General features: G+C 70.9%; 15 protein-coding genes. 11 read left to right on the top strand and 4 right to left on the bottom strand.

What is annotated here, in order from left to right; genetic code table 11:
- Positions 1 to 70: 70 nt before the first annotated feature.
- Positions 71 to 2149, bottom strand: a complete 2079-nt coding sequence (locus HQQ85_RS08135; RefSeq protein WP_371741882.1) for a family 16 glycoside hydrolase — start codon at positions 2147 to 2149, stop codon at positions 71 to 73.
- Between the two features lie 136 nt (positions 2150 to 2285).
- Here HQQ85_RS08135 and HQQ85_RS08130 point away from each other — a divergent pair, with 136 nt between their 5' ends.
- The 5 genes from HQQ85_RS08130 (at position 2286) to HQQ85_RS08110 (ending at position 8326) form a co-directional block, all read left to right on the top strand.
- Entirely contained in the window at positions 2286 to 3323 is a 1038-nt protein-coding gene (locus tag HQQ85_RS08130; protein ID WP_173182033.1) for a LacI family DNA-binding transcriptional regulator, read from the top strand.
- A 74-nt stretch (positions 3324 to 3397) separates the two neighbouring features.
- Positions 3398 to 4729 (top strand): ABC transporter substrate-binding protein, encoded by a 1332-nt coding sequence (locus HQQ85_RS08125; RefSeq protein WP_173182032.1) that lies wholly within the window; start codon positions 3398 to 3400, stop codon positions 4727 to 4729.
- A gap of 14 nt (positions 4730 to 4743) precedes the next feature.
- Positions 4744 to 5697, top strand: a complete 954-nt coding sequence (locus tag HQQ85_RS08120) for a carbohydrate ABC transporter permease (RefSeq protein ID WP_173182031.1) — start codon at positions 4744 to 4746, stop codon at positions 5695 to 5697.
- On the top strand, positions 5694 to 6626 hold the full coding sequence (locus HQQ85_RS08115) for a carbohydrate ABC transporter permease (RefSeq protein ID WP_173182030.1): 933 nt from the start codon (positions 5694 to 5696) through the stop codon (positions 6624 to 6626). The genes HQQ85_RS08120 and HQQ85_RS08115 overlap by 4 nt, the downstream gene beginning before the upstream one ends.
- Before the next feature lie 56 nt (positions 6627 to 6682).
- Positions 6683 to 8326, top strand: a complete 1644-nt coding sequence (locus HQQ85_RS08110) for an FAD-dependent oxidoreductase (protein ID WP_173182029.1) — start codon at positions 6683 to 6685, stop codon at positions 8324 to 8326.
- Here HQQ85_RS08110 and HQQ85_RS08105 read toward each other — a convergent pair.
- Positions 8316 to 8702, bottom strand: a complete 387-nt coding sequence (locus tag HQQ85_RS08105; RefSeq protein WP_173182028.1) for a GntR family transcriptional regulator — start codon at positions 8700 to 8702, stop codon at positions 8316 to 8318. The genes HQQ85_RS08110 and HQQ85_RS08105 overlap by 11 nt on opposite strands.
- A gap of 4 nt (positions 8703 to 8706) precedes the next feature.
- Positions 8707 to 9135, bottom strand: a complete 429-nt coding sequence (locus HQQ85_RS08100) for an Lrp/AsnC family transcriptional regulator (protein ID WP_173182027.1) — start codon at positions 9133 to 9135, stop codon at positions 8707 to 8709.
- Between the two features lie 182 nt (positions 9136 to 9317).
- Between HQQ85_RS08100 and ddaH the strand changes: the two genes are divergently transcribed.
- The 4 genes from ddaH (at position 9318) to HQQ85_RS08080 (ending at position 12588) form a co-directional block, all read left to right on the top strand.
- Positions 9318 to 10184 (top strand): dimethylargininase, encoded by an 867-nt coding sequence (gene ddaH / locus HQQ85_RS08095; protein WP_173182026.1) that lies wholly within the window; start codon positions 9318 to 9320, stop codon positions 10182 to 10184.
- Positions 10181 to 11422 (top strand): ornithine--oxo-acid transaminase, encoded by a 1242-nt coding sequence (gene rocD, locus HQQ85_RS08090; protein ID WP_173182025.1) that lies wholly within the window; start codon positions 10181 to 10183, stop codon positions 11420 to 11422. Before ddaH ends, rocD begins: the two co-directional genes overlap by 4 nt.
- 88 nt (positions 11423 to 11510) lie before the next feature.
- Entirely contained in the window at positions 11511 to 11858 is a 348-nt protein-coding gene (locus HQQ85_RS21460) for a helix-turn-helix domain-containing protein (RefSeq protein WP_173182024.1), read from the top strand.
- Positions 11859 to 11952: 94 nt separating this feature from the next.
- Positions 11953 to 12588, top strand: a complete 636-nt coding sequence (locus tag HQQ85_RS08080) for an isochorismatase family protein (RefSeq protein ID WP_173182023.1) — start codon at positions 11953 to 11955, stop codon at positions 12586 to 12588.
- Positions 12589 to 12614: 26 nt separating this feature from the next.
- On the opposite strand, the gene HQQ85_RS08075 is transcribed toward HQQ85_RS08080, so the two are convergent.
- Positions 12615 to 13592 carry an NADP-dependent oxidoreductase gene (locus HQQ85_RS08075; RefSeq protein ID WP_173182022.1) on the bottom strand — a complete coding sequence of 326 codons (978 nt, stop codon included), beginning with the start codon at positions 13590 to 13592 and terminating at the stop codon, positions 12615 to 12617.
- A 135-nt stretch (positions 13593 to 13727) separates the two neighbouring features.
- Between HQQ85_RS08075 and HQQ85_RS08070 the strand changes: the two genes are divergently transcribed.
- Together HQQ85_RS08070 and HQQ85_RS08065 are read left to right on the top strand one after the other, a co-directional pair.
- A complete protein-coding gene (locus HQQ85_RS08070; RefSeq protein WP_173182021.1) occupies positions 13728 to 14405 on the top strand; it encodes a GntR family transcriptional regulator in 678 nt (225 codons plus the stop codon).
- 151 nt (positions 14406 to 14556) lie between these two features.
- Positions 14557 to 15327: a phosphatase PAP2 family protein gene (locus tag HQQ85_RS08065; protein ID WP_173182020.1), complete on the top strand. Its 771-nt coding sequence runs from the start codon at positions 14557 to 14559 to the stop codon at positions 15325 to 15327.
- The last annotated feature ends 16 nt before the right edge of the window (positions 15328 to 15343 follow it).

Here is a 15343-nt window from a genome sequence, read left to right as displayed (position 1 = left end):
AGAGCCCGCCCCCCCCGCCGCGCCGCGCGGCTTTGCGGGAGGGGGGCAGGGGCGGGGCTCGCAGCTGCGCCTACCCCCGCACGACGACCTCGTCGAAGGCGCCGGACGAGGCCGCCGTGCGCACACCGACCTTGCCGGAGGCGAGGGAGGTGCCCGGGTTGGTCCACGTGATCAGCGGTGACCCGTCGGCCCAGCCCGTGATCGTGCTGCCGCGGACGTCGGCCCGGAGGCTGACGAATTCGCCGGGACGGCTGGCGAAGGGCTGCGAGGCGACGAGTGTCAGCACCCCGGCGACCTTCGTGTAGAGGTCCAGTGTCGAGGCGGCCACGTCCACGCGCAGCATCGCGAAGTTCGACGTGTCGGTGTAGCGCACGAGCACGCCGGCGTTGCCGCCTGCCGTCAGCGGGGTCACGCGCGCCGACACGGTGTAGTCGGTCCACGCCGGGTTGCCGGTACTCGCGATGGCCTCGCCGGCTGTCGCGCTCTGGCGGAGCGCTCCCGGGGTGCCGCCCGCCGCCCAGCTGCCGCTGATCCCCGTCCAGCCGCCGAGCGAGGCCGACTCGAACGTCTCTCCGGAGAGCACTGAGACCGCAGCACCCTCGACGGCCCCGCGGTCGGGCGCCCCCGAATAGAGCTGCCGGCCGGCGAAGTCGAGCCCGCCGTTGTTCGCGACCGTCACCCCGGAGTCGCGTGACGCCGACCCGCTTCCCTGGGTGTAGGCGGCCGCGGCATCCGCGATGCCGGTCGCCCCACCGGGAGCCGTGAACAGCGGGTCGGCGGTCAGACGCTGCGCGTCGGGTGCCACGGAGGCGTTCGCGCCCACGTAGGTGTTGGCCGTGTAGCTGATGCCGCCCCCCGTGCTGTAGCTGCCCGACGCACGATTGAGGAAGATGTTGTTCGTGTAGGCGGCCGTCGAGGTGGGGTTCGGATTGGTCAACGGATTCGTCTGCCCCTGGTCGCGGAAGAAGACGTTGTTGTAGACGGCCAGACTCCCCGCTCCGGACACGATGTGGAAGGCGCCCACCGAGCGGTCGAGGTCGTTCTGCGAGATGTTGTACCGGAAGATGTTGCCCGAGGTGCCGTTCATCGTCAGCAGCACGCCACCCTCGTTGGCGAAGCTGTAGTTGTACTGGTAGACGCTGTTCGTGACGCCGATGTCGAAGTCCCAGGGCTGGCCGTCGCCGTCGATGCGACGGGTGCGCGACGCCTGGTTGTACTGGAAGACGGCGCGGTCGGCGTAGTACGCCCACTGCGCGGCCACGACCGCCACCTGCGGCAGGTAGCCGACCACGGCCGGGTCGGCGGTGGTGTACTTGCCGATGCGGTCGGTGGTGTTGTACTCCACCAGCGGCGCGGTCGCCGCGCGCACGAGGATGCCGTCGCGGTGGATCTGGGAGACCGTGTTGCGCCGCATCACGACGTGCTGGAAGGCGTCGTACTCGTGCGTCCAGTTCGAGTTCGCGAGCAGCGCGTCGGTCATGGTCTGGATGCCCGTGTCGGCCACGTTCGTCACCGTGTTGCCCTGAATCAGCACGTCGTCCCAGGTGCTCTCCGGAGAGGTCGAGGTCACCTGCCGGGCGTGCACGTTGATGCCCCCGGTGCGACGGTCGTTGCCGAACACGTCGTGCACGTAGTTGTTCACGATGTGGATGTGCCGGAACGCGCCGCCCCCGGCCCCCGTTCCGAGCACGAGGATGCCGTTCCGCCGCTTCGAGGTGGCGAACTGGCCGCTCGTGATCTCGAGGTCCTCGACGTGCCAGTACGAGCCGTTGGTGATGCGCACGCCGAATCCCTCGCCGCCCACGGCCGTGTCGTCGAAGTCGATCACCGGGCGGGTGGTGCCGCCGTAGCGGCCCACCGTGGCCGGCTCTGCGGCCGTACCCGAACCCTTCAGGTCGAGGTACTGGCCGTTCCACGTCGATCCCGCTTTGAGCAGGATGCGCGTGCCGGCCGTCGCGGTCAGCGCACTCGCCATCGCCAGCGACTTCCACGGCGCCGAGGTGCTGGTTCCGGCGTTCGCGTCACTCCCCGTGACGGAGTCGATGTAGTAGGTGGTGTCGGCGGCGGCCGCCGGAGCGGCCGGTGCGGCGGCCACCAGGGACCCGGCCACGAGCGCCACTGCCGTGGCCATCGTGGCGATGAACTTCATTGTCCTCACGCGTTCCTCCTTGAATGGGTGTGCGCCCTTCCTAACCGCTAATTCGTATAACTACAAGCGCGCCGCCCCTTGACAGTTATACGTATGAGCGAATAGGTTCGCTGCAACCAGTCGAAGGAGACACCGCGTGCCCCGCAGCAGAACGCCCCGCCAGAGCGACATCGCCCTGCTCGCCGGGGTCTCGCAGGCCACGGTGTCGATGGTGCTGAACGGTCGCGCCGATTCGAACCGCATCCCCGAATCGACTCAGCAGCGCATCCGTGAATCGATGGCCGAGCTGGGCTACGTGCCGAACATCGCCGCCCAGTCGCTGCGGGGTGGCCGCAACGGGCTGATCGGCGTGCACACCTTCGAGCGCGTCTTCCCGGTCTCGCCCGACGACTACTACCACGAGTTCCTCAACGGCATCGAGGAGCAGGCGGTCGCCGAGGGCCTCGACCTGGTGCTCTTCGCCTCGACCCAGCGCCCCGACGGCACACGCACCATCTACGGCAACGGCAGCAACCGGCTGCGGCTCGCCGACGGCGCGATCATGCTCGGTTTCGAGACCAACGACGACGAGCTCACCCGTCTCGTCGACGAGGGCTTCCCCTTCGTCTTCATCGGTCACCGCGACGTGCCGGGCATCGAGATCCCTGCCGTCACGGCCGCCTACGCCGAGGCGATGCGCCCGGTCGCGCAGCTGCTGGCGGATGCGGGTCACCGCATGATCTGCTACCTCGCGACCCCGGTGCGCGGCATCGCGCAGACCGAACGCCTGCAGGGCTTCCGCCGGTTCGCCGACGAGCTCGGGCTCGACGCCGTCGAGGTGCGGGAGCGCGAGGTCGGGCAGATGACCGAGGAGTTCCTCGCCGAGCTGCTCGCTGGAGGAGTCACCGCTGTCGTCGTCGAGACCCACGATCTCGCAGGGGGGCTGAACCGCGTGCTCCGGCAGACCGGAGTCCCGGTGCCCGAACGGCTCTCGGTGATCAGCCTCGACTCCGACCCGCGCGGCGACGAGGTCTTCAGCACCGTGCAGGTGCCCCGCCGCGAGATGGGCCGCCGAGCGGTGCGACTGCTGCTGAGCGTCATCGACGACGCCCTCGATCCCGCCCTGCTCGCGCCCATCGCCTGCGACCCCCCGGGTGCCGAGACGGTCGCGGCCCCCGTGGGCATCCCCGCCTGAGCTGCACCGCGCGCCGCACCCACCCACCGGACAACCCCACCAGACCACCCAGCTAATACGAATAAGGAGTCAACATGGACGTTACTCGCCCCTCTCGCCCGCACCTCAGGGCCCTCGGCCTCGCCACCGTGGCCCTCACCGCCCTCAGCCTCACCGCCTGCTCGGCCAGCGGATCCGGCGATGCCGGCGGCCACACCGAGAAGACGCTCTCGGTCTGGATGCCCGGCACCAACCAGACGGAGATCGACCTCGTCACCGACACCATCGTGCCCGCCTTCGAAGAGGAGACCGGCACCGAGGTCGAGGTGACCTTCGTCGACTGGGCCGACATCTCGACGAAGCTCAACTCGGCCTTCGCCGGAGGCACGGCGCCCGACCTCTTCGGGCACGGCCCGGCGGCGGCGGCGGACTTCGTGGCCAACGACCGCATCCTGAACCTCGACGACTACGTGGCCGAGCTCGACGCCGCCGACCGCGACGACCTCGCGACGGCGCTGGCGGGCGGCACCGTCGACGGCGCGCAGTACCTGATGCCGCTCTCGCTGCAGGGCTACCTCGTGATGTACGACGCCGACGCCTTCACCGCGGCGGGGCTCGATCCGGATGCTCCGCCCACCACCTGGGAGGAGCTGCGCAGCGCGGCCGAGAAGCTCACCGAGCGCGATGCCTCCGGCACCATCACGCGCTCCGGCTTCCTCATGCCGAGCCAGGCCCTCGCGCGTCAGCAGTCGTTCACGACACTGCTGGCCGGCGAGGGAGGAGCGCTGCTCGACGACGCCGGCACGAAGGCCGCCTTCGCCTCGAACGAGGGCGTCTCGGCACTCGACTGGTTCACCGCCCTCTACGCCGGTGACGACGCCGTCTCGGCGAACCTCGGCGAGGACTATCTCAACGCCCCGGCGGCGCAGCAGCCGCTCGTACAGGGCACCGCCGCGATGACCGTGCAGAGCGCGCCGGGCATGACGCAGATCCTCGCGGCGGCACCCGACAAGGACCTCCGGGTGATGCCGGCGCTGAGCTTCGAGGGCGGCGACCCCGCAGCCTTCGGCGGGGCAGGCCCGGGCCTGATGATCAACTCCGACACCGAGAACCCCGACCTGGCCTGGCAGTTCATCGACTACATGCTCTCGCCCGAGGTCAGCACCGAGTACACCGAGGGCACCGGGTCCATCCCCGTGCGCGCCTCGGCCGTCGACAGCGACTACGCCACCGGCAGCCCCGTGATCTCGATGTTCCTCAGCCAGACCGAGCACCTGGTCGCGAACCCGAACGTGGTCGGCTGGACCCAGGTGCGCGACTCGCTCGACAAGGAGCTCGAGCAGGCCCTGAACGAGGCCTCGCCGGCGCAGGACGCGCTCGACCGGGCCGCGGCCGAGGCCGACAAGATCCTCTCGGCGAACGGCTAGGCGGCGGAGCAGCGATGACCACGACCATCATCCCCGCCGGCGCGACGGAACTCGCGCCGGCGGGGGCCGCCCCGCCCGAACCCCGGCCAAGGCGCCGGCGCCGCTGGAACCGCCTGGCCCTCGTCGGCCTGCTGTTCGTGCTGCCGGCCGCCGTCTACGTGGTGATCTTCCAGCTCGTGCCCGTGATCTACGGGCTCGTGCTCTCGTTCACCACCTACAGCCCCCTCAGCCGCTCCGGCCCGGAGTTCACCGGGGTCGACAACTACACCGACCTCCTCGGTGACGCCGAGTTCGGCAACGCGCTGCTGGTCACCGGGCGCTACGTGCTCCAGGTGCTGCCCGTCACGGTGGTCATCGCCCTGGTGCTCGCGCTGCTGGTGAACCGGCCGTTCAAGGGCGTCGGCATCTTCCGCTCGGCGCTCTACGTGCCCCACATCGTCTCGCTCACCGCGGTCAGCATGGTCTGGCTCTGGATGTACTCGCAGACGGGCCTGTTCAACGAGATCCTGACCGGCATCGGCCTGCCGGCCCAGTCGTGGCTGCTCGACTCCGACTCCGCGCTGAACGCCGTGTCGGCGATGCGGGTGTGGAAGGCGCTCGGCAGCAACATGGTGCTGCTGCTCGCGGGCCTGCAGTCCATCCCGAAGGAGCTCTACGAGGCCGCCCGCGTCGACGGCGCCGGACGGTGGAACGCCTTCCGCTACGTCACCCTGCCCGGCCTTCGCCCGATGCTCGTCTACGTCGTGGCGATGGACATCATCTACCTCGCCCAGGGCTTCGCCGAGATCTACGTGCTCACCGGTGGCGGCCCGCTCGGCAGCACGACCACGGTCAACTACCTCATCTACAACGAGGCGTTCCAGTACAACCAGCTCGGCTCGGCCTCGGCGATGGCGTTCGTGCTCTTCGCCCTGATCGTCGGATTCTCGGTGCTGGCTGTGCGCGGCGTCTCGGGAAGGCAGAAATGAGCGCCTCCACCGACACCCGCCGGGCCAGCGCCCTGCGCACCTTCCGCCACGGCGGGCGACGGATGCGCGGGGCGCCAGGCGAGGGCAGGATCGGCTCGATCGTCGTCCTGGTGCTCGTGACGCTCGCGGTGCTGACGCCGTTCGTCTGGGTGATCTCGCTCTCGTTCACGCCGGCCGAGGAGGCGTTCGGATCGGTGTCGCTGATCCCCGCGCATCCGACCCTCGAGAACTACGCCACGGCGTTCGTCGACGCCGACCTCGCGCGGGCCCTGTTCAACTCGGCCGTCGTCGGTGGGGTGACCGTCGCGAGCAACTGCATCCTCGCCGTGCTCGCCGGCTACGCCTTCGCGATGCTCCCGTTCCCCGGGAACAAGGCGCTGTTCTACACACTGATCTCGACGGCCGCGATCCCGATCTCGGTCACGCTGATCCCGCTGTTCCTGATGGCCCGCGGCATCCCGCTGGCCGGCGGGAACGACATCCTGGGGCAGGGCGGCAGCGGTCTGCTCAACACCCTCGCGGGCGTCATCCTGCCCTACGTGGTGATGCCGATGAACATCTTCCTGGCCCGGCAGTTCTTCCTCTCCGCCCCGCTCGAGCTCGGCGAGGCGGCGCGGATGGACGGGGCCGGCGAGCTGCGCATCTTCACCCGGGTCTACCTGCCGCTGGCCAAGCCGCTGGTCGCCGTCGTCGCCATCTTCTCGTTCACCGGGGTGTGGGACGACTTCCTCTGGCCACTCGTCGTGACCAGCTCCGAGGAGATGCAGACGGTGCAGCTCGCCCTCGCGCGATTCCTCGGCAGCGGCAACGTGCAGTACGGCCCGCTGATGGCGGGCACCGTCATCGCGACCATCCCCGTGCTCGTGGTCTTCCTCTTCAATCAGCGCAGCTTCATCTCGGGCCTGGCCGACGGCAGCGTCAAGGGCTGATCGCCCAAGCCCCACCCTCTCCTCCCACGGGCGATCGCCCGGCAGAAAGGACTCTCATGCCCATTCGTCATCTCGAAGCACCGTTCGTCGTGATCGGAGGCGGTCTCGGCGGGCTCGCCGCCGCGATCACGGCCGCTCGTCTGGGGGTGCGCGTGATCCTCACCGAATCCAGTGACTGGCTCGGCGGCCAGCTCACCAGCCAGGGTGTGCCGCCCGACGAGCACGAATGGATCGACCGGCAGCCCATCTCGCCCAGCTACTCCGAGATGCGGGAGCGCATCCGGGACCACTACAGGCGCGAGTACCCGCTCGCCGATGCGATGCGCGCCACGGTCAACCTCAATCCCGGCGACGGCTTCGTGTCGCGGCTGTGCCACGAGCCGCGGGTCGGCCACCTCGCGATCCTCGAGATGATCTCGCCCCTGCAGGCGTCGGGGCTGCTCACGGTGCTCACCGAGCACGAGCCGACCGCCGTGCTGCGGGACGGCGACCGCATCGAATCGGTGCGGCTCGTCGACCGTCGGAGCGGTGACGAGGTGGTGCTGCGCGGCCGTTTCGTCGCCGATGCGACCGAGCTCGGCGACCTGCTCGATCTCGGCGGTCTGGACCACGTCATCGGGGCCGAGGCGAGCTACGACACCGGCGAGCTGCATGCCCCGTTGGTCGCCGACCCGCTCGATCAGCAGGCCATCACCTGGTGCGCGGCGCTCGAGCTGCGGCCGGGTGAGTCGCACGTGATCGACCGCCCGCAGAACTACGAGCACTGGCGCACGGCGGTGCCCTCGTTCTGGCCGGGACCCCAGCTCTCCTGGGTCGACGTCGAACCCATCACCCTCGAGCGACGCGAGCGGCCGATCTTCTTCGGCTCGCCCGAGGACGCCGTCGGCAACGACGACCTCGACCTCTGGCATTACCGCCGCATCCTGTCCCGCCGCGCGATGACTCCGGAGTGGGGCGGCACCGACGTCACCCTGGTGAACTGGCCCCAGATCGACTACTGGGACGCCCCGCTGGTCGATGTCGACGCCGCCGCGAAGGCCGCCGCGCTCGCCGGCGCCCGCGAGCTGACGACCTCGTTCATCTACTGGCTGCAGACCGAGGCTCCGCGCAGCGACGGCGGCACCGGCTACCCCGAACTGCGCCCGCGCGGCGATGTGCTCGGCACCCCGGACGGCCTCGCGAAGGAGGCCTATATTCGGGAGTCCCGCCGCATCCGGGCGCTCTTCACCGTGACCGAGGAGCACATCGGCCGGGAGATGCGCGGCGAGGGCGCCGGCTCGGCCCTGTTCCCCGACAGCGTCGGTATCGGCTTCTACCGCATCGACCTGCACCCCTCGACCTCGGGCCGCAGCTACGTCGACATCGACTGCTACCCCTTCCAGATTCCGCTCGGAGCACTCATTCCGAGGGATGTCACGAACCTGCTCGCGGCGAACAAGAACATCGGAACGACCCACATCACGAACGGGGCGTACCGGCTGCACCCGGTGGAGTGGTCGATCGGCGAGGCGGCTGGGGCGCTCGCGGCCTACTGCCTCGACACGGCGGCCTCGCCCGAGGCGGTGCACGCCGACCGCACCCGTCTGGAGGACTATCAGCAGCTCCTCTCGGGCCGGCTCGGCATCGCCCTCGCCTGGAGCGACGAGATCCGCACCCGAGGGTCGCGCAGCGAGGCGGTCGCGAGCGTGGTCAGGGGGTGATGCCGAGGGCGGCTGCCACGAGCGCCGCCGCCTCCTCCGGCGCGACGCCGAGAGCCGTCGCGCGGTCGGCGTAGGCCCGCGCCGCCGCCTGCATCTCCCGGTGCACCGGCGACCCGGTGGCCGCCACGAACGAGCCGAGCCGCCCCCGCGTCTCGATCAGCGCATCCGTCTCGAGCTCGCGGTAGGCCCGAGCCACGGTGTTCACCGCGACCCCCGTCGAGGCGGCGAGGGTGCGAACGGTCGGCAGCCGCGCCCCCGCGGCGAGGGACCCCGAGACGATGGCGTCCCGGATGCCCGTCCGGAGCTGCTCGAACGGAGGAGTCGCCGCACGGTGGTCGATGGGCAGCGAGAAGTCGGACGGCGTCGCAGCGGGCATCCGCTCACCGCCTGATCAGGTTCGACAGCACGATGGCGCTGCGCGTGTGGTCGACGTTCGGAGCAATGCGCACGCGCTCGAGGGCGTCCTCGAGGCTGGGGATGTCGCGCGAGCGGATGTGCACGATCGCGTCGGCGCTGCCCGTGACCGTGCCGGCGTCGACCACCTCGGGCACCCCCGAGAGGATGCGCTTGAGTTCGGCCGGCGCCACCGTGCCCCGGCAGAACAGCTCGACGTAGGCCTCGGTGACCGTGCCGTCGAGCGCGGGGTTGAGCTGGATGGTGAAGCCGGTGATCACGTTGTCGGCCACGAGCCGGTCGATGCGCCGCTTCACCGCCGAGGCCGAGAGGCCGACGACCTGCCCGATGTCGCCGTAGCCGCTGCGGGAGTTGATCTTGAGGAGGTCGATGATGCGGTGGTCCAGGGCGTCCATGATCGACGAGCCTACGGCAGAATCGTGCGCCAAGCCGCATCACACGCATGAAACGCGAGCTGGATGCGCGGCATCCGTCGGATCGTGCGTGGGACACTGGGAGCGGCGTGCCCCGGTCGGGGCCTCAGGACAGCACGCTGGTCCGCCATCCGCCTCTCGCACTTCACCCTGTAGGAGAACGTATGTCGACGCCCACGCTCGAAGAGACCACCCGCCAGACGCCGGAGGCCCGCACCGCGAGCCCCCGCCACTACCTGATGTGCCGCCCCGACCACTTCACGGTCGCCTACCGCATCAACCCCTGGATGGACCCGGCCGTCCCCACCGACACCTCCCTCGCCGTGCGCCAGTGGCAGACGCTCTACGACACCTACGTCGGGCTCGGCCACACCGTCGAGCTGATCGACCAGATCGAGGGCCTGCCCGACATGGTCTACACCGCGAACGGCGGCTTCGTCATCGACGGCATCGCCTACGGCGCCAGCTTCACGCACGAGCAGCGCCAGCCCGAGGGCCCCGCGTTCATGCGCTGGTTCGAGCAGCGCGGCTACCGCGTCGTCGACCCGCAGAACGTCAACGAGGGCGAGGGCGACTTCCTGCTCGTGGGCTCGCGCATCCTCGCGGGCACCGGCTTCCGCAGCGCCACCCGCAGCCACGAGGAGGTCGCGGAGCTCTTCGGCCGCGAGGTCGTCAGCCTCACGCTGGTCAACCCGAACTTCTACCACCTCGACACCGCCATCTCGGTGCTCGACCCACTCACCGACGACGTCACCGCGAACATCGCCTACCTGCCGAGCGCCTTCGACGACGCCAGCCGCGCGAAGCTCGAGCAGCTGTATCCGGATGCGATCCTGGTCTCCGAGGAGGACGGCTCGGTGCTCGGCCTCAACTCCATCTCCGACGGCCTGAACGTCGTCATCGCCCGTCGCGCCACCGGCTTCGAGAAGCAGCTGCGCGAGCGCGGCTACAACCCGATCGGCGTCGACCTGTCCGAGCTGCTGCTCGGCGGCGGCGGCGTGAAGTGCTGCACGCTGGAGCTGCGCGCATGACCGCCGGCCAGGCCCTCGCCGCCGAGGCCATCCGCCAGGTCGACGAGCACGCCGCCCACAACTACCACCCCCTCCCCATCGTGGTCGCCACCGGCGACGGAGCGTGGGTCACCGACGTCACGGGACGCCGCTACCTCGACTGCCTCGCGGCGTACTCGGCGGTGAACTTCGGGCACGGGCATCCGCTGCTCGTCGACGCCGCCAAGGCGCAGCTCGACCGCGTCACCCTCACCAGCCGAGCGTTCCACTCCGACCGCCTCGGCCCCTTCGTCGAGGAGCTGGCGGCGCTCGCCGGCAAGGACATGGTGCTGCCCATGAACACCGGCGCCGAGGCCGTCGAATCGGGCATCAAGGTCGCCCGCGCCTGGGGCTACCGCGTCAAGGGCGTGGCGGAGGGCCGGGCGACGATCATCGTGGCTGACGGCAACTTCCACGGCCGCACCACCACGATCATCAGCTTCAGCGACGACGCCACCGCCCGCGACGGCTTCGGCCCGTTCACCCCCGGCTTCGTCCGCGTGCCCTACGGCGATGCGGATGCCCTGGCCGCCGCCCTGGCCGCGAATCCCGACACCGTGGCGGTGCTGCTCGAGCCCATCCAGGGCGAGGCCGGCATCATCGTGCCGCCGGCCGAGTACCTGCCGCGGGTGCGCGAGCTCTGCACCGAGCACGAGGTGCTCTTCATCGCCGACGAGATCCAGTCGGGCCTCGGCCGCACCGGCGCCACCTTCGCCTGCGACCTCGTGGGCGTCGTGCCCGACGTGTACCTGCTCGGCAAGGCGCTCGGCGGGGGCATCGTGCCGGTGTCGGCGGTCGTCGCGAACCGCGACGTGCTCGGCGTGCTGCACCCGGGCGAGCACGGCTCGACCTTCGGCGGCAACCCGCTGGCGGCCGCCGTCGGCCTCGCCGTGGTGCGGATGCTCGCGACCGGTGAGTACCAGGAGCGCGCCGCCCGCCTCGGCGAGCACCTGCGCATCCGGCTCGAGGAGCTCGTCGGCCGGGGCGTCGTCACCGTGCGCGGCGCCGGCCTCTGGGCGGGCATCGACATCGACCCCGGGCTGGCCTCGGGCCGCGCGGTCTGCGAGCTGCTGATGGAGCGGGGCGTGCTCGCGAAGGACACGCACGGCTCCACCATCCGCCTCGCGCCGCCGATCGTCGTCGAGCAGAGCGAGCTCGACTGGGCAGTCGACCAGCTGGCCGAGGTGCTCGCGTCGCTGCGGGAGCCGGCGCGGGTCTGACCCCGTGGCCGGGGCCCGGGTTCTGCTGTGAGCAGAAGGGCGGGGCGAGCGGATGCGCGTCCCGCCCCTCACGGCCTAGCCTGACCTCATGCTGCTGCGCCACGCGATCGGGCACGTTCTGAGACGACTGCGTCTGGAGCGCGGGCTGACACTGCGGCGCCTGGCCGAACGCTCGCGCATCTCGCTGCCGTACCTCTCCGAGATCGAGCGCGGCCGCAATGAGGCGTCGTCGGAGATCCTCGCGACCCTGTGCCGCGTGCTCGACGTCTCGGCGGGCGAGCTGCTCACGGCGTCGGCTGCGGTGCTCGCCGAGGACGACGCCCGCAGCACCCGGCCTGTGGCGCCGGTGCTGCGGCTGGATCTGGGGCCCCAACACGCCCTGGCCGGCCCGGCCGTCGAGAGCCCGGGCGCATCCGCTCTGCTGCTCGCGGCCTGAATCGCCCCGCGGGTTCGAGCGTCGCGCGCCAGAGCTCCGCTGGGCCACGATAGGAGCACGCCCGGCCCGCCGGCCGACGACAGGAGACACCGCCATGACCGCACCCCGCCGCGCCCTCGTCGTCATCGACGTGCAGCAGCAGTACTTCGACGGACTGCTCGAGATCCAGTACCCCCCGCACGCCTCCTCCCTGCCGCGGATCGTCGAAGCCGTCGATGCCGCGGTGGCGGCCGGGATCCCGGTCGTGGCCGTGCAGCACAGCTCGGGCGCGGGGGCTCCGGTGTTCGACCCGGGGTCGGCCGAGTTCGTGCTGCGGCCCGAGATCGAGAGCCGCGCATCCGGTGACTGGAAGCTGCTCACGAAGGAGCACTCGTCGGTGTTCGCGGGCACCGACCTCACCGAGTGGCTGCGCGAGCGCGACGTCGACACCGTGACGTTCGTCGGCTACATGACGAACAACTGCGTGCTCGCGTCGGCGGTCGAGGCCGAGTACCTCGGGTTCACCATCGAGGTGCTCGCCGACGCGACGGGCGCGATCCACCTCTCCAACAGCGCGGGGTCGGCGGATGCGCGCACGGTGCACGAGACCCTGATGACCCTGCTCGGCTCGAGCTGGGCGCGCGTCGCGACGACCGAAGCCTGGGCGGCCGCCCTCACCTCCGGCGCCGAACTCCCGGGCAGCGACCTCGGCTCCTCGGCCGCCGCCGGCGCCGCTCGCGCGGGCTCGTAGGGGCCCGCGCCGCCTCGGGGCCCGCGTCAGGCCCGGGGGTCGAGGATGAGCTTGCCGCGCAGGGAGCCGTCGGCGAGGGCGCTCTGCGCCGCGGCCGCCTCCGCCAAGGGGTACACCGCCGCGATCTCGATCTCGAAGCGGCCCTCGGCGATGAGGTCGGCGGCCACGCCGTAGGCCTCGCGGCGCCAGGCCTGCTCCTGGTCGGTGAGGGGGTGCGGGCTGCCGCCCATCCAGGCGCGGATGCCGAGGGCGTCGGCCTTGGCTCCGACCACGATGGTGCCGATGTGCGAGCGGTGCTTCACGACGGCGAACGAGACGTCGAGCGCCTCGTCGGTGCCCGCGGCGTCGAGGACACGGTCGATGCCGTCGGGAGCAGCATCCTGAACCCGTTCGAGGAGGCCCTCGCCGTACTCGACCGCGATCGCGCCGAGCGCCCGGAGGCGGTCGAGGTTGCGGGCGCTCGCCGTGGCGACGACGGTGGCTCCCCAGTCGCGCGCGAACTGGATGGCCGCCTGGCCGACCGCGCCCGAGCCGCCGTGCACGAGCAGCGTCTGACCGGCGTCGACCCCGAGGGAGCGCAGCGCCTGGTACGCGGTGCCGACCGGGATGCCGATGCCGGCGGCCTCGTTCCAGCTCACCGCGGCCGGCTTCGCCACGAGCTGCGCGGCGTCGGCCGGCACATGGGTGCGGTAGGCGCCGGCGGCGTCGCGCACGATCACCTCGTCGCCCACGCTCCACGCGCCGGCTCCGGCGCGGGCCTCGGCGCCGGCACCGGTCTCGGCGATCGAGACGATCACGCCGGCCGCATCCGACCCCGGCACCCGCGGCTCGGTGATCGGCGGGCTCGGCCGCAGTCCCGTCCGCAGCTTCACGTCGATCGGGTTCACGCCGATCGCGCGGGTCTCGACGACGACCCCGCCGGGCGGCGCGGTGGGCGTGGGGACGGTCACGAACTCGAGCACCTCGGGGCCGCCGAGAGTGCGGTACTGGATCTGCTGGGCCATGACGACCATTCTGGACCCGGTGCTCGGGAGCGCCCCCTCTGAATGCACTGCCGCATCCGTCACCGCATGCGAAGCCGCCGCACCGGGCCCGAGCCCCCGCAGCCCGGGTAGAATCGACCCGAAGGCAGGTGATGGATGGCCACGGGCACCGAGACGGGCAGTCGCGTCGACGACGCGTACGAGTGGCTGCTCGCCGAGATCACGGGGTTCCGGCTGCGGTCGGGCTCGCCGCTGTCCGAGAACCGCCTCGCCAACCAGCTCGGCATCAGCCGCACCCCGGTGCGCGAGGCCCTGCAGCGGCTCGAGAAGGAGGGCCTGGTCAAGCGCACCGACAACGCGCGCTTCACGGTCTCCCAGCTCACCGCCACCGAGGTGAACGACGCCTGCGACCTGCTCGAGGTGCTCGACACCTACATCGCCCGCAAGGCCTCCTCGACCCTCACCGACGAGGGAGCCGCTGCCCTCAAGGGCTACGTCGACGACATGTACCGCGCGGCCGCGAACGACGACCGGGCCTCGTGGGCGCTGGCCGACCAGCTCTTCCACCGCAAGGCGAACGCGCTCGCGGGCAACGTGCTCGTGGCCGAGACGGTGCGTGAGACGCGCCGCCGCATCCAGCGCTTCTGGCTGCGCGCGGCCTCGCTGCAGAGCCGGCTGCTCTCCTGCGCCGAGGAGTACGACGAGCTCTACCAGGCCATCGTCGCCCACGACTACGCGGGCATCGAGCCGGCGGTCAAGAAGCACATCGGCCACATGAGAGAGCGGATGCTCGAGATGATCGCCGCGGCCGCCATCCTCCTCGGCGACGACTGAGGGCGCCGCCGCGCATCCGCTCGTTCTCGTTCGTTCTCACTCGTTCTAGCTGCTTCTCGCTCGGTTCGGTCAACCGCGATTGACCGAACCGTGGTAGGCAGGACTCGAGGCTGCTTCGGCCCGTGAGGCCGGACGGCGAGAGGGCGGTTCCATGACGACGCTGAGGTCGGGACGCATCGCCGCGTGGAACGAGAAGTTCATCGTCGAGGAGCGCTACCTCCCGGAGGCCACCCGGCGCCGGCTCTACGTCACGGCCGTCGTGCTGATGGTCGTGGGGGCGATCGCGTTCGTCACCCTGCTCGTCGGCGTGCTGACCCAGACCGGCTTCGAGCGCCTCGACCAGCCCGTCGAGGACTGGTTCGACACCACGGTGCGCGAGTCGACGACCTCGTTCATGATCGTGCTCGCGGTCGCCTTCGGGCCGGTGGCGCTGCCGATCATCATCCTCGTGGTGCTGATCGGCTGGATCGTCGCCGCCCGTCACCTGTGGCGGCCGTTCCTGCTGGCCATCGGCATGGTCACCGGCGTCGTGCTGGCGCAGGTCATCGCGCCGATCGTGCAGCACCCGCGGCCGCCGATCGGCGAGATGCTGTTCGGGCCCGACCGCTCGTTCTCATTCCCCTCGGGGCATGTGCTCGGCACCTGCGACTTCCTGCTGATCACCGCGTACCTGCTGGCGAGCCGGCTGCAGCGCACCTGGTTCACCGTGGCCGCCTTCTCGGTGGCGGTCGTCGCGATCGCGGCGCAGATCGTCAGCCGTCTCTACCTCGGCTACCACTGGATCAGCGACACCACCGCCTCGGTCGCCCTCTCCCTCGTCATCCTCGGCGCGATCATCGCCATCGACACTCACCGCACCGTGCGCATCGCGGGCGAACCCGTCACCGGGCCCGCCTCGCAGCCGCAGCGCGACGGCACCTGACCTGACCCGACCCCTT

The sequence above is a fragment of the Herbiconiux sp. VKM Ac-2851 genome (assembly GCF_013205105.1).
Lineage (GTDB): Bacteria > Actinomycetota > Actinomycetes > Actinomycetales > Microbacteriaceae > Herbiconiux > Herbiconiux flava.
Note: the sequence above shows the minus strand (reverse complement) of the source record. Positions and strands in the feature narration are given on the sequence as shown.